This window comes from Rhizobacter sp. AJA081-3 (genome assembly GCF_017795745.1).
GTDB lineage: Bacteria > Pseudomonadota > Gammaproteobacteria > Burkholderiales > Burkholderiaceae_C > Piscinibacter.
Window position 1 is genome coordinate 52,116 of the sequence record NZ_CP059067.1, and the last position, 22,234, is coordinate 74,349.

At 70.1% G+C, this 22,234-nt stretch carries 21 protein-coding genes; 14 read left to right on the forward strand and 7 right to left on the reverse strand.

The genetic code is table 11. The annotated features are described in order from the left end of the window. The first annotated feature begins 17 nt into the window (after nt 1–17). Complete coding sequence (locus HZ992_RS00250) at nt 18–1,910, forward strand: ATP-binding cassette domain-containing protein (protein WP_209384689.1); 1,893 nt, start codon at nt 18–20, stop codon at nt 1,908–1,910. A gap of 3 nt (nt 1,911–1,913) precedes the next feature. On the opposite strand, the gene HZ992_RS00255 is transcribed toward HZ992_RS00250, so the two are convergent. Together HZ992_RS00255 and HZ992_RS00260 are read right to left on the reverse strand one after the other, a co-directional pair. Next, nucleotides 1,914–2,654, reverse strand: a complete 741-nt coding sequence (locus tag HZ992_RS00255; RefSeq protein WP_245213312.1) for a hypothetical protein — start codon at nt 2,652–2,654, stop codon at nt 1,914–1,916. A gap of 30 nt (nt 2,655–2,684) precedes the next feature. Then, a complete protein-coding gene (locus HZ992_RS00260; protein WP_209384690.1) occupies nt 2,685–4,109 on the reverse strand; it encodes an aminotransferase-like domain-containing protein in 1,425 nt (474 codons plus the stop codon). A gap of 121 nt (nt 4,110–4,230) precedes the next feature. On the opposite strand from HZ992_RS00260, the gene HZ992_RS00265 reads away from it, so the two are divergent. From HZ992_RS00265 to HZ992_RS00290, 6 genes are read left to right on the forward strand one after another with little or no spacing between them, the layout of a single operon-like run. Next, complete coding sequence (locus tag HZ992_RS00265) at nt 4,231–4,845, forward strand: LysE family translocator (protein WP_209384691.1); 615 nt, start codon at nt 4,231–4,233, stop codon at nt 4,843–4,845. Next, entirely contained in the window at nt 4,842–5,744 is a 903-nt protein-coding gene (locus HZ992_RS00270; RefSeq protein ID WP_209384692.1) for a DMT family transporter, read from the forward strand. The genes HZ992_RS00265 and HZ992_RS00270 overlap by 4 nt, the downstream gene beginning before the upstream one ends. Nucleotides 5,745–5,756: 12 nt before the next feature. After that, on the forward strand, nt 5,757–6,923 hold the full coding sequence (locus tag HZ992_RS00275; RefSeq protein WP_209384693.1) for an aminotransferase-like domain-containing protein: 1,167 nt from the start codon (nt 5,757–5,759) through the stop codon (nt 6,921–6,923). Further along, nucleotides 6,920–7,753, forward strand: a complete 834-nt coding sequence (locus tag HZ992_RS00280) for a PhzF family phenazine biosynthesis protein (protein WP_209384694.1) — start codon at nt 6,920–6,922, stop codon at nt 7,751–7,753. Before HZ992_RS00275 ends, HZ992_RS00280 begins: the two co-directional genes overlap by 4 nt. After that, nucleotides 7,750–8,397, forward strand: coding sequence for a VOC family protein (locus tag HZ992_RS00285; protein WP_209384695.1), 648 nt, complete (start codon nt 7,750–7,752; stop codon nt 8,395–8,397). The genes HZ992_RS00280 and HZ992_RS00285 overlap by 4 nt, the downstream gene beginning before the upstream one ends. Then, nucleotides 8,394–9,425 (forward strand): threonine dehydratase, encoded by a 1,032-nt coding sequence (locus tag HZ992_RS00290; protein ID WP_209384696.1) that lies wholly within the window; start codon nt 8,394–8,396, stop codon nt 9,423–9,425. Before HZ992_RS00285 ends, HZ992_RS00290 begins: the two co-directional genes overlap by 4 nt. A gap of 2 nt (nt 9,426–9,427) precedes the next feature. On the opposite strand, the gene HZ992_RS00295 is transcribed toward HZ992_RS00290, so the two are convergent. From HZ992_RS00295 to HZ992_RS00305, 3 genes are all read right to left on the reverse strand, one after another. After that, a complete protein-coding gene (locus HZ992_RS00295) occupies nt 9,428–10,663 on the reverse strand; it encodes a Wzz/FepE/Etk N-terminal domain-containing protein (protein ID WP_209384697.1) in 1,236 nt (411 codons plus the stop codon). A gap of 10 nt (nt 10,664–10,673) precedes the next feature. Then, nucleotides 10,674–13,121, reverse strand: coding sequence for a polysaccharide biosynthesis/export family protein (locus HZ992_RS00300; protein WP_209384698.1), 2,448 nt, complete (start codon nt 13,119–13,121; stop codon nt 10,674–10,676). Between the two features lie 182 nt (nt 13,122–13,303). Beyond that, entirely contained in the window at nt 13,304–13,771 is a 468-nt protein-coding gene (locus HZ992_RS00305) for a c-type cytochrome (protein ID WP_209384699.1), read from the reverse strand. A 157-nt stretch (nt 13,772–13,928) separates the two neighbouring features. Between HZ992_RS00305 and HZ992_RS00310 the strand changes: the two genes are divergently transcribed. Genes HZ992_RS00310 through HZ992_RS00330 form a run of 5 tightly spaced genes read left to right on the forward strand, consistent with a single transcriptional unit; the run spans nt 13,929 to nt 17,774 of the window. After that, the gene (locus HZ992_RS00310) at nt 13,929–14,609 is read left to right on the forward strand and encodes a cytochrome b/b6 domain-containing protein (RefSeq protein WP_209384700.1); all 681 of its coding nucleotides are present in this window, start codon (nt 13,929–13,931) and stop codon (nt 14,607–14,609) included. A 10-nt stretch (nt 14,610–14,619) separates the two neighbouring features. Then, entirely contained in the window at nt 14,620–15,138 is a 519-nt protein-coding gene (locus HZ992_RS00315; RefSeq protein WP_209384701.1) for a GNAT family N-acetyltransferase, read from the forward strand. A 17-nt stretch (nt 15,139–15,155) separates the two neighbouring features. Next, a complete protein-coding gene (locus HZ992_RS00320; RefSeq protein WP_209384702.1) occupies nt 15,156–15,962 on the forward strand; it encodes an HpcH/HpaI aldolase family protein in 807 nt (268 codons plus the stop codon). Between the two features lie 49 nt (nt 15,963–16,011). Then, nucleotides 16,012–16,878: an aldose 1-epimerase gene (locus HZ992_RS00325; protein WP_209384703.1), complete on the forward strand. Its 867-nt coding sequence runs from the start codon at nt 16,012–16,014 to the stop codon at nt 16,876–16,878. After that, the gene (locus tag HZ992_RS00330) at nt 16,875–17,774 is read left to right on the forward strand and encodes an SMP-30/gluconolactonase/LRE family protein (RefSeq protein WP_209384704.1); all 900 of its coding nucleotides are present in this window, start codon (nt 16,875–16,877) and stop codon (nt 17,772–17,774) included. The genes HZ992_RS00325 and HZ992_RS00330 overlap by 4 nt, the downstream gene beginning before the upstream one ends. Before the next feature lie 25 nt (nt 17,775–17,799). On the opposite strand, the gene HZ992_RS00335 is transcribed toward HZ992_RS00330, so the two are convergent. Then, nucleotides 17,800–18,423 carry a thioredoxin family protein gene (locus tag HZ992_RS00335; RefSeq protein WP_209384705.1) on the reverse strand — a complete coding sequence of 208 codons (624 nt, stop codon included), beginning with the start codon at nt 18,421–18,423 and terminating at the stop codon, nt 17,800–17,802. 22 nt (nt 18,424–18,445) lie between these two features. Beyond that, entirely contained in the window at nt 18,446–20,566 is a 2,121-nt protein-coding gene (locus tag HZ992_RS00340) for a protein-disulfide reductase DsbD family protein (RefSeq protein WP_209384706.1), read from the reverse strand. A 261-nt stretch (nt 20,567–20,827) separates the two neighbouring features. On the opposite strand from HZ992_RS00340, the gene HZ992_RS00345 reads away from it, so the two are divergent. Further along, complete coding sequence (locus HZ992_RS00345) at nt 20,828–21,322, forward strand: ATP synthase subunit I (protein WP_209384707.1); 495 nt, start codon at nt 20,828–20,830, stop codon at nt 21,320–21,322. 15 nt (nt 21,323–21,337) lie between these two features. Then, nucleotides 21,338–22,201 (forward strand): F0F1 ATP synthase subunit A, encoded by an 864-nt coding sequence (gene atpB / locus HZ992_RS00350; RefSeq protein WP_209384708.1) that lies wholly within the window; start codon nt 21,338–21,340, stop codon nt 22,199–22,201. The last annotated feature ends 33 nt before the right edge of the window (nt 22,202–22,234 follow it).

The following is a 22,234-nucleotide window of genomic DNA, read 5'->3' on the forward strand; positions in this document are numbered from 1 at the left end:
GCAGCGACAATCGGGCGATGGCAGTCCTTTCCCTCTCCAACGCGCACCTCGCCTTCGGGCACGTCGCACTCCTCGACGGCGCGGCGTTCTCGCTCGAGTCCGGTGAACGCCTCGGCCTGATCGGCCGCAATGGCGCCGGCAAGTCGTCGCTCCTGAAGATCGTCGCCGGGCTGGAGAAGCCCGACGACGGGCTGCTGCAGCTCACCCAGGGCCTGCGCATCCGCTACGTGCCGCAGGAGCCGCTGTTCGACGCGGCGGCCAGCGTGTTCGACATCGTCAGCGAGGGCGTGGCCGAGGCCAAGGCCGTGCGCTCGGCCTACGAGGAGCATGCGCCGGGCGTCGACCTGGACGCGCTGCAGACGCGCATCGAGGCGCTCGACGCCTGGAACTGGGAGCAGCGCGTCGACACCACGCTGCACCAGTTGCACCTGGACGGCGAGCGCATCGTGGGCGAACTCAGCGGCGGCATGAAGAAGCGCGTCGCGCTGGCGCAGGCGCTGGTGGCCGTGCCCGACGTGCTGCTGCTCGACGAGCCGACCAACCACCTCGACCTCGACTCGATCGCCTGGCTCGAGGAGCTGCTGCGCGGCTTCAAGGGCAGCGTCATGCTGATCACCCACGACCGCGCCTTCCTCGACAACGTGGTCACGCGCATCATCGAGCTCGATCGCGGCACGATCCGCAGCTACCCGGGCAATTTCAGCGCCTACGAAAGGTCGAAGGAAGATCAGCTCGCTGCCGAGGCGCAGGCCAGCGCGCGCGCCGACAAACTGCTCGCGCAGGAAGAGGTGTGGATCCGCAAGGGCGTGGAGGCGCGCCGCACGCGCAGCGTCGCGCGCATCCAGCGCCTGGAGGTGCTGCGCGCGCAGCGGCAGGCGCGGCGCGAATCGCTTGGCCAGGTTCGGCTGGAAGTGGACACCGGCGCGCCCAGCGGCAAGATCGTCGCGGAACTGCGCGACGTATCGATGCGCTTCGGCGAGAAGGTCATCGTCAGCGGCTTCAACGCCACCATCCTGCGCGGCGACAAGGTCGGCCTGATCGGGCCCAACGGCGCGGGCAAGACCACGCTGCTCAAGCTCATCCTCGGCGAACTGGAGCCGACGTCCGGCACGGTGCGCCGCGGCACCAAGCTCGAGGTGGCCTACTTCGACCAGATGCGCAGCGTGCTCGATCTCGACGCGACGCTGGCCGACACCATCAGCCCGGGCAGCGAATGGGTCGAGGTCGGCGGCGCGCGCAAGCACGTGATGAGCTATCTGAACGACTTCCTGTTCTCGCCGGAGCGCGCCAACTCGCCGGTGCGCACGCTGTCCGGTGGCGAGCGCAACCGCGTGCTGCTGGCGCGCCTGTTCGCGCTGCCGGCCAACGTGCTGGTGCTCGACGAGCCGACCAATGACCTCGACATCGACACGCTCGAACTGCTCGAGGAGCTGCTGCAGAACTACGCCGGCACGGTGTTCCTCGTCAGCCACGACCGGCGTTTCCTCGACAACGTGGTGACGAGCACGATCGCCTGGGAGGGCGACGAGTCCCCCGGGCTGTGGCGCGAATACGAAGGCGGCTACGAGGAATGGCGCACCCAGCGCGCGCGCGCGCAGAAGCTGCGTGAGCAGGCGGCGCGAATCGCGCCGGTGGAAAGGGCGAAGCCAGCGGCCGCACCGGCGCCGGTGGCCGCGCCAGTACCCAAGGCGCGCAAGCTCAGCTACAAGGAGCAGCGCGAGCTCGACGAACTGCCCAAGCGCATCACGGCGCTGGAGGCCGAGCAGAAGGTGATCAACGAACTGCTCGCCGACCCCGAGGCCTACGCGCGTGATCCGCAGCACATGGCCGAGGCCAACAAGCGCCACGCGCAGATCGACGAGGAATTGCTCGCGGCCCTGGAGCGCTGGGAGGCGCTCGGCGCGAAGTAGGGCTCAGAACCAGCCGTCGCGCACCGCGTCCGGGTGCGAGCGGCTGACGATCAGCCCCGACTGCAGGTACAGCGCATTGAGCAGCCGGGTGGCGCGCTCGCGGTCCATGCCCGGCCACTCGGCCAGCTCGCGCAGCGAGGCGCTCTGCCGAGCCAGCCGCTGGATGGCCGCCATCACCGCGCCGCTGGCCGGCAGGGCGGAGGCGTCCAGGCTCGGTGCGACGCGGTAGACCGCCGGGCCGGCGATCTCGGGCAGCAGTTCGCGGCGCAGGCCGCGCATCGCCATCTCCCACAGCAGTGGGGCCAGCGCATGGTGCATGTGCTCGGCTCCGACCAGGGCGGCCTGCTCGTCGCCCGGCGGGCGCAGCAGGGCCGGCTCGACATGCATCACGCGCAGGTCCAGCAGGTGCTTGCCGATCAGCTCCTCCATCGGCACCGGGCAATGCACCAGGCGCTCCTGCGCGAACACGGTCAGCGGCACGACGCGGTCGCCGCACTGCAGGTGGATGGTCACGCGCTTGGCGTGGCGCACGCAGGCGGCCATGACTTCGACCACCTCGGAGGCGCCGCCGTCATGGCCGAAGCGCAGCAGGTCCGCGCGCAGCGACGGGCTGAGCTGCGAGATCCGCGTGCTGATGCCGCCCGGCTCGGCGTGCAGTTCATCAAGGTAGCGCTGGTAGGCGCTCGCGCGCATCAACTCCGGCTCCCCGATGGGGATGGTGGGCTGGAACAACTCGCTGTTCATCACCACGGCATTCTCGCTCGTTACGCTTGGTCACGAAAGGGGCTGCAGCGTCTCTCGGGCGCGCTGCAGCGCCTGCCAGAACCGGGCGTCCTGCGTGGTGGCGAAGTTGATGCGCATGAGATTCGTCGGCCGGTGCGTGGCATGGAAGAGCGCGCCCGGCGCGATCAGCCAGCCGTCATCATGCATGACCTGAGCGAGCCGCTCGGTGTCCACGCCGGTGTCGACCCAGCCGAACAGGCCCCGTGGATCGGCGGCGAAACGGCAGCCGTGGGCTTGCGCCAGCTCCACCGAGCGGCCGCGCGCGGCGTCCAGCAGCCTCTGCACCCGCTCGGCATGGCGGCGAAGCAGGCCCTGCTCCAGGCAGTGAGCCAGCGCCAACTCCGTCATGGAAGGCGTGGTCAGGGTGGAGAGCAGCTTGGTGTCGATCAGGCGATCGACCAGCCGCGCCGGCGCGGCGATGTAGCCGACACGCCAGCTCGGCGTGAGGATCTTCGAGAAGCCCGAGACGTAGAGCGTGCGGTCCAGCGCATCGAGCGCGGCCAGGCGCGGCAGGTGCGAAGGGGCCAGGTGGGCGTAGGTATCGTCCTCGACGATGGCCAGGTCGTGCGCCTGCGCGAGCTGCAGCACCTTGTGCGCCGACTGCAGGCTCAACGAGGCGCCGGTCGGGTTGTGCAGCACGGAGACGGTGACGTACAGGCGAGGGCGAGCAGACGCCGGCTGGGCCTCGATCAAGCGCTGCATGGTGGCCAGGTCGGGGCCGTCCGGCCCACGCGGTACAGGCAGGACGCGCATGCCCAGCGCCGCCAGCCGTGCGTACTCGACGGACCAGCCTGGTTCGTCGACCAGCACAGTGTCGCCAGGCTTGCACAGGGTGCGGGTGACAACATCCAGCGCATGGGTGGCGCCCACCGTGGTGATGATCTGCTCGGGGGAGGCGCTGATGCCGTGTTCGATCAGGCGGCTGGCGAGGGCGCGGCGCAGTCGCTGTTCGCCGGCCGGCTCGCCGTACTGCAGCGCGGTGCGGCCGAGCTGGGCGCTCACCTTGCGCATGGCGCTGGCGAGCAGGGGCTGGTCCAGCCATTCGGCGGGCAGCGTGCCGAGCCCGGGCATGGGTTGCGCGCCCGGCGGCTGGAACATGCCGCGGATCAGCGTGGTGGCGCTGATCGGCACCGGTGAGCGCGGCGCGGGCGCGCTGCGGCCCGGTCCCGGCGCGGACTCGGCGACCGGCCCGCGCACGTAGAAGCCGCGTTGGGCGCGCGCCTCGACCAGCCCCTGCGCCAGCAGTTGGTCATAGGCCGCCACCACCGTGGTCGGGCTGACCTCGTGCCGCCGCGCGCATTCGCGCACCGAGGGCAGGCGGGCGCCCGGTGCAAGCAGGCGCTGGCGGATGCGCTCGGCAAAACGCGCGGCGAGCTGGTCGGTCAGGGTGCTGTCGGCCTGTCGGGACAGGCGCATCGCAGCTGGGAGTGCAGCGGCATCGAGCATGGCTTGTGCTGGCCTGATCGCCAGTACAGTGAATGAGCAGATGCCGAAAAGTGTACTGCCACTGTGCTGGTGACGAACCTAGACTGTTCGCATGTCCGCAGAAGAACTCGCCGCCCTGCTGAGCTTCGCGACGGCGATGAGCTTCACGCCGGGGCCGAACACGACCCTGTCGACCGCGCTCGGCGCCAACCTGGGCCTGCGGCGCGCGCTGCCTTTCATCGTGGCGGTTCCCGCCGGCTGGACGCTGATGATGCTGCTGTGCGGCCTGGGACTGGCGGCGCTGATCCTGGCGGCGCCGGCGCTGCGCCTGGCAGTCAAGTTCGGCGGCATCGCCTACCTCGTCTGGATGGCCTGGAAGCTCGCCTCGGTGCGCACGCTCGGCGAAGTCAATGCGAAGCAGCTCGACGTCGGCTTCTGGCAGGGCGTGGGCCTGCAGTTCCTCAACATCAAGGCCTGGATGCTGGCGCTGGCGCTGGCCGCCGGCTGGGTGACCAGCGCCGGCAGCCAGCCCGCCGCCAACCCGGGCGAGCGCCTGGCCATCGTCTGCGCGGTGATGGTGGTTTTCGCGCTCGCCAGCAACTTCAGCTATGCGCTGGCCGGCTCGCTGCTGCGCGGCTGGCTGGCGCAGGGCAGGCGCCTGGTCGTCTTCAACCGCGCGATGGCGGCCGTGCTGCTGGCCACCGCCTTCTGGCTGCTCGGCGCATGAACGCGGCGCGCACGGAGCACGACGAAGCGCGTGGCCTGTGGCTCGGGCTGCTCGGCGTCGTCATCTTCGCGATGACGCTGCCGATGACGCGGCTGGCCGTCGGCCCGGCTGTCGACCCGCAGCTGCCGCCGCTGTTCGTCACCGCCGGGCGCGCGGCCTTCGCCGGGCTGCTCAGCGCGGTCTACCTGCTCGTCACCCGCGCCCCTTGGCCGCGCGCAGACCAATTGCCCACCTTCTACGTGTCGGCGCTCGGCACGGTGGTCGGTTTCCCGCTGTTCATCGGCCTGGCGCTGCGCCACGTCGACGCGATGCATGCCGCCGTGGTCACCGGGTTGATGCCGCTGGCCACCGCCGTGGCGGCGGCGATCTGGTTCCGCCAGCGGCCGTCCAACGCCTTCTGGGCCTGCGCGAGCGCCGGCTGCGCGCTGGTCGTCGCCTTCGCGCTGGTGCAGGGCAGCGGCCGCCTGACGCTGGCCGACGCGTTGCTGCTCGGTGCCGTGGCCAGCACCGCGATGGGCTACGTCGCCGGCGCGCAGCTGTCTGCGCAGATGAGTGCCGAGCGGGTGATCTGCTGGGTGCTGGTGCTCAGCCTGCCGCTGACGCTGCCGGTGGCCTGGTGGAGCTGGCCCGAGCAGCCGGTGCGCGCCGCGTCCTGGGGCGGCTTCGTCTACGTCACGCTGTTCTCGATGTGGCTGGGCTTCTTCGCCTGGTACCGCGGCCTGGCGCTGGGCGGCACGGTGCGTGTCAGCCAGGTGCAGCTGGTGCAGCCCTTTCTTTCCCTGCTGTTCGCCGTGCCCGTGCTCGGCGAACGGCTGGAGCCGCTCACCGTGGCCTTCGCGCTCGCGGTGATCGCCACCGTCTTCGTCGGCAAGAGACTGCCGGCCCATCGACCCGCCTGAAACGAGAGCCCCATGACCTTCCAGATGGCCCGCCGCGCCGAGCGCATGAACCCGTCGATCATCCGCGAGATCCTCAAGGTGACCGAGCGCCCCGGCATCATCTCGCTGGCCGGCGGACTGCCGTCGCCCGACAGCTTCCCGGTCGAGGCGATGCGTGCTGCCAGCGAACGGGTGTTGCGCGACGCGCCCCGCGAGGCCCTGCAGTACGCCGCCAGCGAGGGCTTCGCGCCGCTGCGCGAATGGGTGGCCGCGCAGCTCGCCGCACAGGGCCTCAAGGCCGACGCCTCGCAGGTGCTCATCACCACTGGCTCGCAGCAGGGGCTGGACCTGGTCGGCAAGGTGCTCATCGACCCGGGAAGCGGCGTCGCCGTGGAGCGGCCCACCTATCTCGGCGCGCTGCAGGCCTTCGCCCCGTACGAGCCGGAGATCGTCTCGGTCGAGTGCGACGACGACGGCCCGATCCCGCAGGCGCTGGAGGCGGCGCGCGGTTCGCGCTTCCTGTACCTGCTGCCCAACTTCCAGAACCCGAGCGGCCGCTGCATGAGCGCGGCGCGGCGCGCGCAGGTCTCCGACGCGGCGCGCGCGCTCGGCCTGCCGATCGTCGAGGACAACCCGTACGGCGACCTGTGGTTCGACACCGAGCCGCCGGCGCCGCTGGCCGCGCGCTGGCCCGAGGGCACGGTCTACCTCGGCTCCTTCTCCAAGGTGCTCGCACCGGGCCTGCGTCTGGGTTATGTGCTCGCACCGCCGGAACTCTTCCCCAAGTTGCTGCAGGCCAAGCAGGCGGCCGACCTGCACTCGCCAGGATTCAACCAGCGTGTCGTGCACGAAGTGATCCGAGACGGCTTCCTGCGCGAGCACGTGCCGACCATCCGTGCCCGCTACAAGGCGCAGCGCGACGCGATGCGCGCGGCGCTCGAGAAGCACATGCCGGCCGGCTGCCACTGGAACGTGCCGGTGGGCGGCATGTTCTTCTGGGTCGAACTGCCCGAGGGCGTGGACGCCACCGCGATGCTGCCGAAGGCGGTGGAGCGCGGCATGGCCTACGTGCCCGGCGCCGCCTTCTTCGCCGACCATGCCAAGGCCAACACGCTGCGGCTGAGCTTCGTCACCGTCTCGCCGGCGCAGATCGAGCAGGGCATCGCCATGCTTGCGCAGGCGATCAAGGAGGCCGCATGAGCCAGCGCAGCTTCACCCAGCTCGACGTCTTCACCGACACGCCGCTGCGCGGCAATCCACTCGCGGTGGTCCACGGCGCGGAAGGATTGTCCGACGCACAGATGCAGACCTTCGCGCGCTGGACCAACCTGAGCGAAACCACCTTCCTGCTGCCGCTCACGGACGCCGCTGCCGACTACCGCGTGCGCATCTTCACGCCCGACCGCGAGTTGCCCTTCGCCGGCCATCCGACGCTGGGCAGCTGCCATGCGTGGCTGGCCGCGGGCGGCCAGCCGCACAGCGCGGACGAGGTCGTGCAGCAATGCGGCGTCGGCCTGGTGCGCATCCGCCGCGATGGCACGCGCCTCGCCTTCGCTGCGCCGCCGCTGCGCCGCAGCGGCCCGGTCGAACCGGAGGTGCTGGCGCAGATCGTGCGCAGCCTGCGCATCCCAGCCGACGCCATCCGCGCCTCGAACTGGGTCGACAACGGCCCGGGCTGGGTCGCGGTGATGCTCGGCTCGCGCGACGAGGTGCTGGCGCTGCAGCCGGACTTCACGGCGATGCGTGGCCTGGAACTCGGCGTCGTGGCGCCGTGGTCCGGTGGCGATGCGCAGTTCGAGGTGCGCGCCTTCGTGCCCTCGCTCGGCGTGCCGGAAGATCCGGTCACCGGCAGCCTGAACGCCGGCCTGGCGCAGTGGCTGATCGGCGCCGGCCTCGCCCCCGAGCGCTACGTCGCGGCGCAGGGCACGGCGCTCGGGCGCAGCGGACGGGTGTTCGTCGAGAAGCGCAGCGACACGGTCTGGATCGGCGGCGACAGCGTCGTCGTCGTGAGCGGGCAGGTGAACCTGTGAGCTGGTCGATCGACCACCTCGTGATCGGCGCCGCCACGCTGGAGCAGGGCGCCGCCTGGTGCGCCGCCACGCTGGGCGTGCTGCCGGGGCCAGGCGGCAAACACCCGCTGATGGGCACGCACAACCTGCTGCTGGCGATCGGTTCGCCGGCGTTTCCGCGCGCCTACCTGGAGATCATCGCCATCGATGCGCAGGCGAGCGCACCGGGAAGGCGTCGCTGGTACGACCTCGACGACCCGGCGCTGCGTGCCGCGCTCGCCGCAGGCCCGCGCCTGATCCACTGGGTAGCGGGTTGCGACGACGCCGCGGCCGAATGCGCCACGCTGGCCGACGCCGGCATCGACCGCGGCGAGGTGCTTCAGGCCGAGCGCGACACGCCGCGTGGCCTGCTGCGCTGGCGCATCAGCGTGCGCAGCGATGGTCAGCGACTGGCCGGCGGCGCGCTGCCCACACTGATCGAATGGGGCGACACGCACCCGGCCGCCAGCCTGGCCGCCAGCCCGGTGAGGCTCGCGGCGCTGGCGGTCGGCAAACTGCCCGTGGCGGTGGCGCGGCAACTGCCGGCCGGGGTGAGCACTGAAGAGGCGTTCAGCGCAACGCTCGACACGCCGCTCGGGCCGGTGCGCCTGGAGGGTCTCGCATGAGCCCGCCGGGCCGCCCCAAGGGCGAACTCCGGAGTGCGCAGCACGAAGGTACTCCAGTGAGCCTGCCCGATCGCGAGGCCATCGATTCCGCGCTCGCGCTGGTGCGCGCGGTGATGCCGCCCACGCCGCAGCAGCGCTGGCCGCTGCTCGACGCGCGCAGCGGCGCGCAGGTCTGGGTGAAGCACGAGAACCACACGCCCGTCGGCGCCTTCAAGGTGCGCGGCGGCCTGGTCTACCTGGATGCCCTGCGACGCCGCGAGCCGGCCGTGCGCACGGTGATGAGCGCGACACGCGGCAACCACGGCCAGTCGATCGCCTTCGCCGCCGCGCGCCACGGCCTGGCGGCCACGATCGTCGTGCCACGCGGCAACTCGGTCGAGAAGAATGCCGCCATGCGGGCACTCGGAGCCGAGCTGATCGAGCAGGGCGAAGACTTCCAGGCCGCGCGCGAATATGCCATGCAGCTCGCCCGCGAACGCGGCGCGCACATGGTGCCGTCGTTCCATGCCGACCTGGTGCGCGGCGTGGCGAGCTACTGGGTGGAGTTCTTCGCCAGCTTCGCGGCGAGCGAGGCACCCGAGGTCGTCTTCGTGCCGATCGGCCTGGGCTCGGGCATCTGCGCCTGCGCGGCAGCGCGGGCCCATGCCGGCGTGCGCACGCGCATCGTCGGCGTGGTGTCGGCGCACGCACCGGCCTACCGGCTGTCCTTCGAAGCTGGCCGCGCCATCGAGGCGCCGGTGAGCACGCAGCTCGCCGACGGCATGGCCTGCCGGGTGCCGGAGCCGCAGGCGCTGGCGATCATCCAGCGCGAGGTGGACGAGATCGTGTCGGTGAGCGACGACGAGATCGCCGCGGCGATGCGCGCGCTCTTCGCCGACACCCACAACGTGGCCGAGGGCGCGGGCGCCGCGGCGCTGGCGGCACTGCTACAGCAGCACGAGCGCTGGGCCGGGCGGCGCGTGGGCCTGAGCCTCAGCGGCGGCAACGTCGACAGCCCGATGTTCGCGCGCGTGCTGGCCGGAACCTGAGCTCAGCCGGCCTTGCGCGAGCGCCAGGCGGCGCGCATCGCTTGCCAAGCTTCCTCGCTCCCGGGGTCGTCCTGTCGCGACAGCGCCGAGTAGCGCCGCACGATGACCCACAGGCTGCTGAACAGCAGCGCCACGAAGGTCGAGGCGAGCACGATCAGTGCCCGCGCCGGCTTTGACTTGTAGTCCGGCGGCAGCGCCACGTCCACCTGCTGCAGCACCGGCCCTTCCTTGGCCTCGTCGAGCTTGGCGATCTCGAACTGCCTGATCATGCTCTCGAGCAGCGTCTCCTGCAGCTTGAGCTCGCGGCGTGCCCGCACATAGTCGATGGCAGCCTCCGGGATCTTGCCAACTGGCAAGTCGACGGCACTGCCGGGGGCACCACCCTGAGTGGATTCCATCCGCGACAGCTCGGAACGCAGTGCCCGCAGCTCGGAGTTGAGGCGAACGACATCCGGGTTCTGCTCAGTGGCTCCGGTACGCAGGACTTTGAGCTGGACCTCACGCTCGGCGATCTGCGCGCGGATCTGCGCGGCGCCGCCAATCAATGCCTCGGCCTGCTTGTCGAGCACGATCACCCCGGACTTCTCCTGCACGCGCTGCAGATCGCGCTCGGCCTTGATGAGGTTTTCCTTGGTACTTTGCAGTTGCGTCTCGAAGAACACGCGCCGCAACTGCGCCTCCGAGACGGCCAAGCGACCCAGCAGCTTGGTCACTTCTCCGACATGAGCGTTGGCCAGATCGGCGGCGAACTTCGGGTCCTTGTCGTCGACCTCCAAGAGAATCACTCCGGCCTTCTTGTCGGAAGACACGCGGACGAAGCCGGGCATGGCCTTTCGCAACGTTTCAAAGGTCTGGATCTCGTATCGCTTGCGCAAGGCGAAGCGCTTGTCCAATTCACGCTGCACCGAATCGCTCTTAAGCAAAGCAACGTAGAGCTCGTCGGGACTCTTGGCTGCCAGGCCGCCGGCGAGACCGCCCAAAGCCCCGAGTGCGGCCAATGCAGCCGCCGAGCCGCTTTGCTGCTGGCTACCGGGAGGAAGTGGCGTCGTTCGCGCGGTGTAGATCGGAGGCTGCAACATCGCATAGGCCAGCGATGCAAGCGCGGTTGCGCCGGCAACAGCAGCGATGAAACGCTTGCCCTGGCCCAGCCAGGTCAGCAGGTCGACCAGGCCCACGCGCGGGCCATCATCATCAAAGACTTCGGACGGCTCGCCCACCACGTCGATCTCGTTCTTCATGTGCGCGCCGTCAGTTGTTCAGCGTCTTGATCGCCGCGGCGCCCAGGCCGAACTGCGAGAAGATCTGCGACCAGTCCTTCAAGTTGCGCACCAGCGCGCGGCCGAAGGTCTCGAAGTCGAGCTGGTTCGGCACGATCAGCGCGTCGCCCGGCTGCATCTCCTGGGCTTCCAGGTTGCTGCCGCCGAAGAAACCACGGCGGTCGCCGGCATGCACCACGGTGCCATCGGCGCGCAGGATGAACATGTTCGAGGGGTCGGCCGCCTCGTCGGCGCCGGCGAGCTTCAGGTAGTCGCCTGCCTTGCGGCCCGGCTTCCAGAGGAAGGCGTTGCTGTTGACCACGGCGCCGGCGACCGTCACGAAGCCCGGACGTGGCGGCACGCTGATGCGGTCGCCATGGTCGAGCGGCACGTCGGGCAGTGCCTCGAGGGTCTTGTCGTTCGGGTTCAGCTCGAGCGCGATGCGGCCGTTGGGCTGCAGCCGCGCCAAGCGAGACAGCTGGGCTTGCGTGGCCGCGGCACTGACAACGCTGGCGTTCGGGTCGTCACGCCGGTTGGCCGCCTCGCGCGCCGCCTGCGTGGCCGACAGAGACTCCAGCCGCGCGATCGCCTCGTTGAGGTTCTCACGCTGGCGTTGCCGGGTCTCCTCGCGGCTGAACTCCAGGCCGTAGACGTAGGCCTGCGGCGTGAAGCCGCCAGCACGCTGGATCAGCCCACGCAGCGTCTCGCCGGGCAGCAGCTGGTAGACGCCCGGCGCGCCGACCTCGCCCTCGACGGACACCAGCCGCGTTTGCCGCGCCACCGGCACGCGCACGTCCTTCTGGCTGTAGATGGTGACCACGTCGCCCGCGCGAAGCTCGATATTGCTCGCCTCGTCGCCCTGCAGCACGGCCTTGCCGAGGTTGAAGGGAATGACCTGCGTGCTCAGATCGACTTCGCTGAGGCGCTCGACCACCGCGTAATCCCAGTTCAGCTCGTCGAACAGTGCCGCCGGTGTGCGGCGCGCACGCTGGGCCACGGCGCGGTCTTCGGATTGCTCGCGCGTGCGGAGGCGCTTGCCGGTCTGCTGCACCTGGCCGGGGGCCGGCGCCACGCCGTTGGTCGCCGCGGGCTGCATGACTTCGCCTTCAGCCTGCCCATTCGCATCGTCTTCCTCGATCACCTGCACCAGCAGGTTCTTGCGGCGATAGAAGTCGGGCGAGACCAGCGCTTCGCGGTCCGGGATCAGGTCGCGGATGCGCATGCCGGGACGGTAGGGGTAGCGCAGCGGCTGAGCCACGTGACCCTTCAGCGTGACGGCGTTGGCGAACTTTGGCGAGATCGCGAGCAAGGTCAGCACGTCGCCGTCGCGCAGCGGCTTGGTCAGGCCGGTGGCATCGAGAGCGAAGTCTTCGACCTGGCGCGGCGACTTCGGCATCGCAGGGTCGATGCGTTCGAGCTGCGCGCGGCTCATGTTCGCCAGCACCGTGGCGCCGCCGCTGTAGCGCAACAGGTCGCGCACCGACTCCTGAGCCGACTTCAGTTCGTAGATGGCCGGCGCATCGGTGGCGCCGGCCAGCGCCACCCGCGCCCCGGCCGGCTCGAACACGACCACGTCGCCGGCCTGCAGCTGCAGATCCTTGGACTTGTCGCCCTGCACGACGAAGTCGTAGAAATCCAGCTCGGAGACGACCTTGCCGTCGCGGCGCAGCGTCACCCTGCGCATCGAGCCCTGCGCGCCCGGGCCGCCGGCAGCTGCCATCGCCGAGAGCACGGTCGACTGCCCCGGCAGCGTGTAGGCGCCCGGTCGCTGCGCCGGGCCGACGACGAACACGCGCAGCCCGCGCAGCTGGCCGAGCGTCACGCTCAAACTGAAGTTGGTGTAGATGCGTCCGATCTGGCTGCGCAGATGCTGCTCGAGATCGGCGGCCTTCACGCCGGCGACGTTGAAGCTGCCCACCTTGGGCATGTTGATCTGGCCGTTGCGGTCGACCTTGCTGCGGTAGTCGACATCGATCGAGCCCCAGGCGCGGATCATCACCTCGTCGCCCGGGCCCACCAGATAGTCTCCGGACACCGGCACGTTGTCGGCCGTCGAGGGCAGCCGGCGGTTGTCGGCGAAGAAGTCGGCGCCGAATACCGGCAGCAGCCGGCCGGTGGCGCCTTCGACGAACTTCTGGAACTCGCTGGGTTTGACCGGAACGGCGGGCCGATCGATGGCCGCCTGTGCATCCATGGCGCGTTCGGCGCCGGTCTCGGCCTGGCGACTCGCGGGTGCGGTCGTTGCACCGCGTGTCGTTCCGGCGGCCCCGGGAGCGGCCTGACCCGCCGCGCCCGGCACACGCGTTGCGGTGGGCGGCGTGTAGCCCGGCGTGATGAAGGTCTGCGGTGACGATGCTTCCTCGGCGGCCTGGACAGCCGTGATGCCGGCGAAGATCAAGGCGGTGAAGAAGGCGGCAGAGCGCAAACGGAGGGAGATCATGGAATGCCGGCCACGCAGTTCGTTGTGGACCCGCGCCACTGGCGGGCCCGGACGACGCACCGCGTCAGGCCTTGTCAGGCGCAGCGCGGCGCAAGCGAATCGACCCCAGGGGGATCAGCCCGCGATGGTACCGGATGCCGCCCGATCTCCCGACTCGCCCCTTGGCGCCTCCTGGGGGGCGACTACAGCGGCTTCTGGTAGCTGTCGTGACACCCCTTGCAGGTCTGGCCGACTGCACCGAAGGCTGCCTTCACCTGTTCAGGGTTGCCTGTCTTCGCTGCGGCGTTCAGCTTGGCAACTTCTTCCTGCAGCTTGGTCGCACCGGCCATGAACTTGTCCTTCTCGGCCCAGATCTCGGGCTTGGCGCGGGTCGTTCCCTTGTCCGTGCCGTCGATGAACGCCGAGAACGGAAGCTTGGTCACGGCGGCGAGCACTTCCGCGTTCTCTGCAACCGACTTCGCGTCGAAAGGCACGCGGCCGTTCACCATGGCTCCAATGCGCCCCATGTGCTGTGCCTGCAGGAACATGGCGCTCTGCCGGTACTTGATCGCGTCTTCCGGCTTGGCGAACTGCGCGGCGGCGGGCAGGGCGGTGGCCATGCCGACGAGCGCGGCGGCGGTCAGCAGGATCGACGGGGACGGACGCTTCATGCGGTTTCTCCTGAGGGGTTCGGTGGGGGCGTCGCACCGGGTTGGACGGCAAACGCTTCCGGGTGTACGCCGCCGGATGCCGTTTCATTCCCGCGCGCACCGGGTGCCCGCGTGGCGGTTATGGTGCAGACTTCGACACCACGGAGGATGGGCACGGATGAAGGACGATGCGGTGCGCGTGCGGGTGTGGGATCTGCCCACCCGCCTGTTCCACTGGGGGCTGGCCGCGTGCGTGATCGGCTCGGTGGTGAGCGCCAAGATCGGCGGCAACGCGATGGTCTGGCACTTCCGTTTCGGCTACGTGGTCTTCACGCTGCTTGCCTTCCGGCTGCTGTGGGGCATGGTCGGCGGCCGCTGGTCGCGCTTCGGCAGCTTCGTCTATGCGCCTGCAACGCTGCTGCGCTACCTGCGCGGTGGCAGCCGTGCCGAGGAGCACCACGAGGTGGGCCACAGCCCACTGGGAGCGCTGTCGGTGTTCGCCATGCTGGTGATCCTGGCCGTACAGGTGGGCAGCGGCCTGTTCGCCGACGACGAAATCTCGAACACCGGGCCGCTCATCAAGTTCGTCTCCGGCGCCACCAGCAGCACGCTGACCTCGTGGCACAAGACCTTCGGCCAGTGGACCATTCTCACGCTCGTCGCCTTGCACGTGGCGGCCATCGTCATGTACAGGCTGCGCCGGGGGCGCGATCTGGTCCGGCCCATGCTGGTGGGCGACAAGTTGCTGCCGCCCGGCGTGCCCGCCTCGGCCGACGGCCTGGCCACCCGCGGCCTGGCGCTGCTGCTGGTGGCCGGCTGCGCCGTGGGCGTGGGCTGGCTGGTGAGCCTGGGCAAGTGAGCGCAGGGCGATGAGCTACGACCTCGCACCGGACATCCGGCTCGTCATGCCCGAATCGCCCGAGGGGCTCGATGCCACGCGCGGCATATTCCGCGAGTACGCCGCCGGCCTGGGTGTGGACCTGTGCTTCCAGAACTTCGAGGCCGAGCTGGCCGGCCTGCCGGGCGAGTACGCGGCGCCGGGTGGCCACCTGCTGCTCGCGCTGGTCGACGGAGAGATTGCCGGCTGCGGCGGCTTCCGGGCGCTGACCGATTCGGACCACGCCAACGCATGCGAGATGAAGCGCCTGTACGTCAGGCCGGCCTTTCGCCGCTTCGGCCTCGGCCGGCGCCTGGCCGAGGCATTGATGGACGAGGCCCGCCGCTGCGGCTACTCGGTGATGCTGCTCGACACGCTGGACGACATGGAGGCGGCGCGCGAGCTCTACGCCTCGCTCGGTTTCGTCGAGACGGCGCCCTACTATTACAACCCGATTCCGGGCGCACACTATCTGCGTGCGGCGCTGCTGGACAGCCCCAGCCGCTATTGAACCGAAGGGACCACGCCATGAACGCGTTCAGGCAGTTGCTCAAGGCCGCCGGCGGCCACCCGCCGGTGGGCACCTGGATCATGTCGGCCAGCCCGCTGGTCGCCGAGGCGACCGGCCACGCCGGATTCGACTGGGGCGTGATCGACATGGAGCATGCGCCGCTGGACCTGATGGAGGTGGTGCAACTCCTGCAGGCGGTGGCCTCGACCAAGATGGTGCCGGTCGTGCGCGTGCCGTGGAACGAGGCGGTGATCGTCAAGCGCGTGCTCGATGCCGGCGCGGCCACGGTGATGTTCCCGTTCGTGCAGGACGCTGCCGAAGCGGCACGCGCCGTCGCTGCCACGCGCTACCCGCCCGAAGGCGTGCGCGGCATGGCCGGCATGAGCCGCGCCAATCGCTACGGCACGGTGCCGAACTACTTCGCCACCGCCAACAAGCACGTGGGCGTGATCGTGCAGCTCGAGACGGTGCAGTCGGTCAAGAAGCTCGAGGCGATCGCGGCGGTCGACGGTGTCGACGCGCTGTTCATCGGCCCGGCCGACCTGTCGGCCTCGATGGGCCATGTCGGCCAGCTCACGCACCCGGCGGTGATGGACCTGATGGCCCAGGCCGTGCAGCGCTGCAAGGCGATCGGCAAGCCGGTGGGCACCATCGGCGGCGATCCGGAGTCCGTGGCGCAGTACCGTGCGACCGGGTTCGACTACGTGGCGGTCGGCTCCGATCTGGGCCTGTTCATGCAGGGCGCAAAGTCGGCCATCGCCGCGCTGCGCACTCCCGGCGGCGACCACGTGCATTCGGTGTCGTCGGGCACTCGGGGTTACTGAGCATCGGGGCGGCGCCGGATTCGGTGCCGTACGGGCGTAGCATCGGCGCATGACTGCCCACGCCTCCACCGCCCACAGCTTCGAACTCCACGCCGGCGCGCTGCGCCTGGCGCTGCGCCCCGACCTCGGCGGCTGCATCGCCGGCTTCTGGCATCGCGAAACGCCGATCCTGCGCGGTGCCGAGCCCGTAGCGTTGGCCTCCTCTCGGCAGGCGGGCAGCTACCCGCTGGTGCCGTACTCCAATCGCCTGGGCTACATGCGCTTTCGCTGGAAGGGGCACGACCACAGCACGCAGCCCAACTTCGGCGACCACCCGCACTCCCTGCATGGCGTGGGCTGGCAGCGGCCCTGGGAGATCGTCTCCTCCAGCGCGCTCGAGGTGGTGCTGCGCTACCGCCACCGGCCCGATGCCGAGTGGCCGTTCGCCTTCGAGGCAACGCAGTACTTCACGCTCTCGCCGCAGGCCTTGCACATCGAGATGGTGGTCACCAACCAGGCCGACATCGCGCAGCCCATCGGCCTGGGCTGGCACCCGTACTTCCCGAAGCGCGCGCGCAGCCGCCTGCACATCGAGCTGTCGGACCGCTGGGACAACGACGCCGCGCAGCTGCCGGTGCGCAAGGTGGCGCAGCCCGGCATCGACAGCGACGTGTCCCACCTGGATTTCGACAACTGCTTCGAGGGTTGGCGCGGCGCGGCGCGCATCCGCGACGAACGCTTCTCGCTGCAGCTCACCTCGTCGCTGGACCGGCTGGTCGTCTACACGCCGCAGGACAAGGACTTCTACTGCGTCGAGCCGGTCAGCCACGTCAGCAACGCCATCCACATGGCCGATCCGCTGGCCCACGGCCTGCGCAGTGTCGCGCCCGGCGAAAGCACGAGTGCCTGGATGCAGCTGGACGTGACGGTGGTATGAGTTCGGGCGAGGTGCGCGTCGCCGTCGCGTCGGCGGCGCTGCTGGGCGAGTCGCCGTTCTGGCACCCGCGCGAGCGCGCGCTCTTCTATTGCGACATCCCCGACCGCAAGCTGCAGCGTTTCGACCCGGCCAGCGGCGCGCTGGTGCACTGGGACTTCGACACCGAGCTGGCCAGTTGCGCCCCATGTGTCGACGGCCGTCTGCTGCTGGCGATGCGCGACGGCCTGTGGCGCTTCGACCCCCAAGGCGGTGCGCGCACCCTTCTGGCCGAGCCACCCTACGACCCGGCGAAGGAGCGCTTCAACGACGGCAAGTGCGATCCGCAGGGGCGCTTCTGGGTCGGCACGATCTACGAGCCGCGCGACGCCGCCAAGGCGACGCTGCACTGCTGGGTCGGTGGCAAGCTGGTCAAGCGAGCCGACAACGCCACGGTCGGCAACGGCCTGGCCTGGAGCCCGAACGGCCGCACGCTTTACTGGAGCGACACCAAGGCCCACACCATCTACGCCTTCGACTTCGAGCCGGCCAGCGGAGAGCTCAGCGGCCGCCGCGTGTTCGCGCGCTTCCCGATCAAGCAGGACGGCCAGTCGCTCGACAGCTATGGCGGCCGGCCCGACGGTGCGGCGGTCGATGCCGAGGGCTGCTACTGGGTCGCGATGTTCGAGGGTCAGCGGCTGCTGCGCCTGTCGCCCTCGGGCGAATTGCTCCGCGAGGTGCGGCTGCCGGTGCGCTGCGCCACCATGCCCTGCTTCGGCGGCGCCGACCTGAAGACGATCTACATCACCACCTCGCGTGAAAAGCGCCCGGCGGCCGAATTGATCGCACAACCGATGGCCGGCTGCGTGCTGTCGCTGGAGGTCGACGTGCCCGGCCTGCCGGTGAACTTCGCGACCTGAATGGCCGGCGCCGCGCGCGGTGTGATCAGTCGGCGTACTTGACGGAGCAGCCGTAGGCCTGCGACGTGGCCACGCTGACCGGCTTGCCGGCGAGCGTGTCCGCCAGCGCCTGGTTCACATGGTTGGTCGCGCCCTTGATGTCGGCCGGGTTGGCCGTCGGCTTGCTGTCGATGGCGCCGGCATAGACCAGCGTGCCGCGGGCGTCGATCACGTACATGTGCGGCGTCGTGCGGGCACCGTAGGCGCGGCCGAGCTTGCCGTCGGCGTCCATCAGCGTCGCGGCCGGCGCGGCGCCCTGGTCCTTCATCCAGCCCGCCAGCGCCGCCGGAGCCAGATAGTCGCTCGCGCCGGCGTGCGTCGAATTGACGGCCAGCCACACCACGCCCTTGGCGGCGGCGGACTTCTGCGTCGCCTGCATGTTGGCGCTGTCGTAGTGCTTGCGCACGAAGGGGCAGCCGGGGTTGACCCATTCGAGCACCACGGTGCGGCCCTTGAAGTCGGCCAGCGACACCGTCTTGCCCGAGGTGTCGGTGGCGCTGAAGGCCGGCGCGCTCTGGCCCACCGCCGCAGCGGCGAAGGCGGGCAGCGGTGCCGTCAGTGCGGCGCCGAGCGTGGCAACGATCGAGGCAAGGCGAACGGCGGTGTGCATCGTGGACTCCTTGTGCACGGGGTCAGAGCCGGGCCAACGCGTCGCGGACCTCGCGCACGCTCAGGATCTCGGCGAGGATCTGCGGCGGCCGGGCCGGGTCGGCGCCGTACAGCGCGTAGACCGGCACACCGTTGCGGCCGAAGCCGGCCAGCGCAGCGGTGATGGCGGCGTCGCGCCGCGTCCAGTCGGCGCGCAGCAGGACCACGCCTCGCGCGGCGAAGTCGGCCATCACCTCGGCGTCGGCCAGCGTGCTGCGCTTGTTGTACTGGCAGGTCACGCACCAGGCGGCGGTGAAGTCCACGAACACCGGCTTGCCGGCCGCGCGCAACTCGGCCACGCGTTGCTCGCTCCACGGCTGCCAGTGTGGCCCGGCCTCGCCGGTGCGGGGTGCGGGCGATGCGGCGGCCTGGAAGGCCGGCAGCATCCACGACAGCGCCAGCACCAGGCTCGCCACGCCGACCACGCCGAATGCGGCCCGGGCCACCTGCCCGATGCCCGGCGTGCCCAGCGCCCACGCGATGAAGGTCAGCGCCAGCAGCGTGGCCAGCAATGCCGCGGCGCCGTCGATGCCAGTCTGCTGCCCGATCACCCAGACCAGCCAGACGACGGTGGCGAACATCGGGAAGGCCATCAGCACCTTGAAGCGCGCCATCCAGGCGCCGGGCCGCGGCAACGCGCGGGCCAGGCCCGGCCACAGGCTCGCGGCGAGGTAGGGCAGTGCCATGCCCAGGCCGAGCGCGCCGAAGATGGCCAGCGCTTCGGCGGCGGGCAAGGTGGCCGCCAGGCCGAGCGAGGCGCCCATGAAAGGCGCAGTGCAGGGCGAGGCCACGGCCACCGCGAGCACGCCGGTGAGCAGCGAATCGACCAGCGGGTGGCGCGCGCGCAGCGAGGCCAGTCCACTGGGCAGCACCGAGCCGAACTCGAACACGCCGGCCAGGTTCAGGCCGATCAGCGTGAACAGCGCGGCCAGCACCGCGATGACGGCGGGCGACTGCAATTGGAAGCCCCAGCCCAGTTGCTCACCGCCGGCGCGAAGCACCAGCAGCAGCGCGGCCAGGCCGATGAACGACAGCACCACGCCGGCGGTGTAGGCGAGGCCGCCGAGCATCAGCGCCCGGCGGTCGTGCGCGTGGCTGGCGAAGCCCAGCACCTTCAGCGACAGCACCGGAAACACGCAGGGCATCAGGTTGAGGATCGCGCCGCCGATCAGCGCGAACAACAGCGCGGCCGCCAGGCCGAGCGGTGGTGCCGTGTTCGCCGCGGGCAGGGGCGCGGCGGTTGGCGCGGCTGCTGCTGCTGAGACGGGCGCGAGCTTCGGCCAACTGCCGGCGATCGCGAAACCGACCCGCGAGCCCACGGCGCTGCCGGCGGGCACCAGCACGGCGTCCATGCGCTGAGGGCTCTCGAAGCGCTGATCGGACAAAGGCACGGTCACCGTCCAGCGGCTGCCGCTCCATGCGGCCTGGCGCGGCGCGGCGTTGTCGAGCACGCCGGCGGTCTCGGGAAACAGCTCGATCGACTTGCCGGCCCAGCCGGCGGGCAGCCCGCCGATCTCGATCTGCATGCCGCTGTCGGTCAGCGATGCCGACGCCGTGGCGCCGGCCAGCGCGCGCGGCGCCGACGCGAGGGCGGCGTCGAACGCCGCTGCCTGCGCCGACCAGGCTGCACGGGCCGGCAACTCAAGCGCGAAGTCGCCCGACTCGGGAATGCACACGTCCTTGCAGACCAGCCATTCGGCATGCAGCTTGATCGGCAAGGCGTCGGCGGCGAAACCCGCGGGGATCTCCACGCGCACCGGCAGCAACAGTTTGCCGTCGTAGCCGTGGTTGACCAGCGGGCCGATCGGCATGCGTCGGGGCGTGGGCCACTCGATCTCGCCGGCCTTCACGCCTTCGGGCAGCGTCCACTGCATTGTGGTCGGCAGGCCGGAGTCGCCGGGGTTCTTCCAGTACGTGTGCCAGTGCGGCTGGTGGTCGATGGACAGGCCCAGCCAGATCGTCTGGCCGGCGACCACGCCCTGTGGCGCGTGCGCGACGAGTTCGGCGCGGACCTGGTCGGTCGTGACGACGGTGCCCGGAGCGGCCAGCGTCGGCAGCGACGAGCCGAGGGTCAGGATCGCGAGGAGCGTGCGCAGCAGCCGCATGGCAGGTTCGAGTGACGGAACAAGAGGAGATTGTCGTTGCTGCGCGGGCCGGGTTGTCGCCAAGCGCAACGAAGCCCTGGAGCGACTCGCGACGGCGGGCGAAGGTTCCATGCGCGCGCGCAAAAGCGTGATGTAAGGCAAGCGCCCGAACATGCGCGCGGAGACGTCACAAGACCCGACGGAATAGGGGGTCGGTCGAACAGACCGGGTTACCCCGTATAATTCCGAGGCTTTGCTGCAAGCAGACGTAACCCGCGCACCATGACCGACACGATCGACCAGGGCGCGCGGATCGCCAGCGAGACAGATGAGGCGACGGATCCGCCTTTCAAGACACTGTCCCGCGAAGAGGCGCAGGCCTTGAGAGCGTCCATCCCGCAGGTTTCGCCCTGGCGGGTCGTCGCGGCCCAGGCCGCGGCGGGCTTGGTGTGCGGGGCCGTCACCTGGCTCGTCACCGAGCGAAGCGGGGCAGCCTGGTCGGCGCTTTACGGCGCGGCCGCTGTGGTGGTGCCGGGTGCCTTGCTGGCACGCGGGATGACCAGAGGTACCAGTTCCAATCCGGGCGCTGCCGTGTTCGGGTTCATGTTCTGGGAGCTGGTGAAGATTGGGGTGGCGGTCGGCATGCTGCTGGCCGCTCCGAGGGTGGTACCCGGCCTGAGCTGGCCAGCGTTGCTGGTGGCGATGGTCGTGTGCGTGAAGGTGAACTGGTGGGCGCTGCTGTGGCGGCGCCGACCGGTAGCGACGAAGACAACATAACGAGTCCGATTCGACATGGCTGCCGACGCTCAACATGGACCCACTGCCGGTGAATACATCGGCCATCACCTTCAGCACCTGCGCTCGAAAGAGCAGCTGAACATCGTCGACTTCACGGTCTTCAACATCGACACGCTGGTCTGGTCGATCCTGATGGGCGTGCTCGGCCTGTGGGTGCTGCGCGGCGTTGCCAAGCGCGTCACCTCCGGCGTGCCGGGCCGGCTGCAGGCCGCCGTCGAGCTGGTGCTCGAGATGGTCGACAACCAGGCCAAGTCGATCGTGCACAACGCGCAGTCGCGCAAGTTCGTCGGCCCGCTGGCGCTGACCGTGTTCATCTGGATCTTCCTGATGAACTCGATGGACTTCCTGCCCGTCGACCTGATCCCGCGAATCTGGGAGTGGATCTACGGCGCCGCCGGCGGCGACCCGCACCACGCCTACATGCGCGTCGTGCCCACCGCCGACCTCTCGGCCACGCTGGGCATGTCGATCGGCGTGCTGCTGGTGTGCCTGTACTACAACGTCAAGATCAAGGGCCTGGGTGGCTGGATCCACGAGCTGTTCTCGGCCCCGTTCGGCGCGCACCCGCTGCTGTGGCCGTTCAATTTCCTGATGCAGATGATCGAGTTCCTGGCCAAGACCGTGTCGCACGGCATGCGGCTGTTCGGCAACATGTACGCCGGCGAACTGGTCTTCATGCTGATCGCGCTGATGGGCGCCGCCGGCTTCGGCTCGGCCACGGGCATCTTCCTGTGGCTCGGCCACATCATCGCCGGCACCGGCTGGGCGATCTTCCACATCCTGATCGTGGCGCTGCAGGCGTTCATCTTCATGATGCTCACGCTCGTGTATGTCGGCCAGGCGCACGACGCTCACTGAGCTCCCGCTTTTCCTTCCACCAACCACAACTTT

Coding starts and splice junctions, on each gene's coding strand:
- HZ992_RS00345 (WP_209384707.1), top strand. CDS start 20,828: ATGACCGACACGATCGACCAGGGCGCGCGGATCGCCAGCGAGACAGAT.
- HZ992_RS00275 (WP_209384693.1), top strand. CDS start 5,757: ATGACCTTCCAGATGGCCCGCCGCGCCGAGCGCATGAACCCGTCGATC.
- HZ992_RS00335 (WP_209384705.1), bottom strand. CDS start 18,423: ATGCACACCGCCGTTCGCCTTGCCTCGATCGTTGCCACGCTCGGCGCC.
- HZ992_RS00320 (WP_209384702.1), top strand. CDS start 15,156: ATGAACGCGTTCAGGCAGTTGCTCAAGGCCGCCGGCGGCCACCCGCCG.
- HZ992_RS00280 (WP_209384694.1), top strand. CDS start 6,920: ATGAGCCAGCGCAGCTTCACCCAGCTCGACGTCTTCACCGACACGCCG.
- HZ992_RS00325 (WP_209384703.1), top strand. CDS start 16,012: ATGACTGCCCACGCCTCCACCGCCCACAGCTTCGAACTCCACGCCGGC.
- HZ992_RS00255 (WP_245213312.1), bottom strand. CDS start 2,654: ATGAACAGCGAGTTGTTCCAGCCCACCATCCCCATCGGGGAGCCGGAG.
- HZ992_RS00260 (WP_209384690.1), bottom strand. CDS start 4,109: ATGCGCCTGTCCCGACAGGCCGACAGCACCCTGACCGACCAGCTCGCC.
- atpB (WP_209384708.1), top strand. CDS start 21,338: ATGGCTGCCGACGCTCAACATGGACCCACTGCCGGTGAATACATCGGC.
- HZ992_RS00265 (WP_209384691.1), top strand. CDS start 4,231: ATGTCCGCAGAAGAACTCGCCGCCCTGCTGAGCTTCGCGACGGCGATG.
- HZ992_RS00300 (WP_209384698.1), bottom strand. CDS start 13,121: ATGATCTCCCTCCGTTTGCGCTCTGCCGCCTTCTTCACCGCCTTGATC.
- HZ992_RS00315 (WP_209384701.1), top strand. CDS start 14,620: ATGAGCTACGACCTCGCACCGGACATCCGGCTCGTCATGCCCGAATCG.
- HZ992_RS00290 (WP_209384696.1), top strand. CDS start 8,394: ATGAGCCCGCCGGGCCGCCCCAAGGGCGAACTCCGGAGTGCGCAGCAC.
- HZ992_RS00250 (WP_209384689.1), top strand. CDS start 18: ATGGCAGTCCTTTCCCTCTCCAACGCGCACCTCGCCTTCGGGCACGTC.
- HZ992_RS00330 (WP_209384704.1), top strand. CDS start 16,875: ATGAGTTCGGGCGAGGTGCGCGTCGCCGTCGCGTCGGCGGCGCTGCTG.
- HZ992_RS00305 (WP_209384699.1), bottom strand. CDS start 13,771: ATGAAGCGTCCGTCCCCGTCGATCCTGCTGACCGCCGCCGCGCTCGTC.
- HZ992_RS00310 (WP_209384700.1), top strand. CDS start 13,929: ATGAAGGACGATGCGGTGCGCGTGCGGGTGTGGGATCTGCCCACCCGC.
- HZ992_RS00270 (WP_209384692.1), top strand. CDS start 4,842: ATGAACGCGGCGCGCACGGAGCACGACGAAGCGCGTGGCCTGTGGCTC.
- HZ992_RS00295 (WP_209384697.1), bottom strand. CDS start 10,663: ATGAAGAACGAGATCGACGTGGTGGGCGAGCCGTCCGAAGTCTTTGAT.
- HZ992_RS00340 (WP_209384706.1), bottom strand. CDS start 20,566: ATGCGGCTGCTGCGCACGCTCCTCGCGATCCTGACCCTCGGCTCGTCG.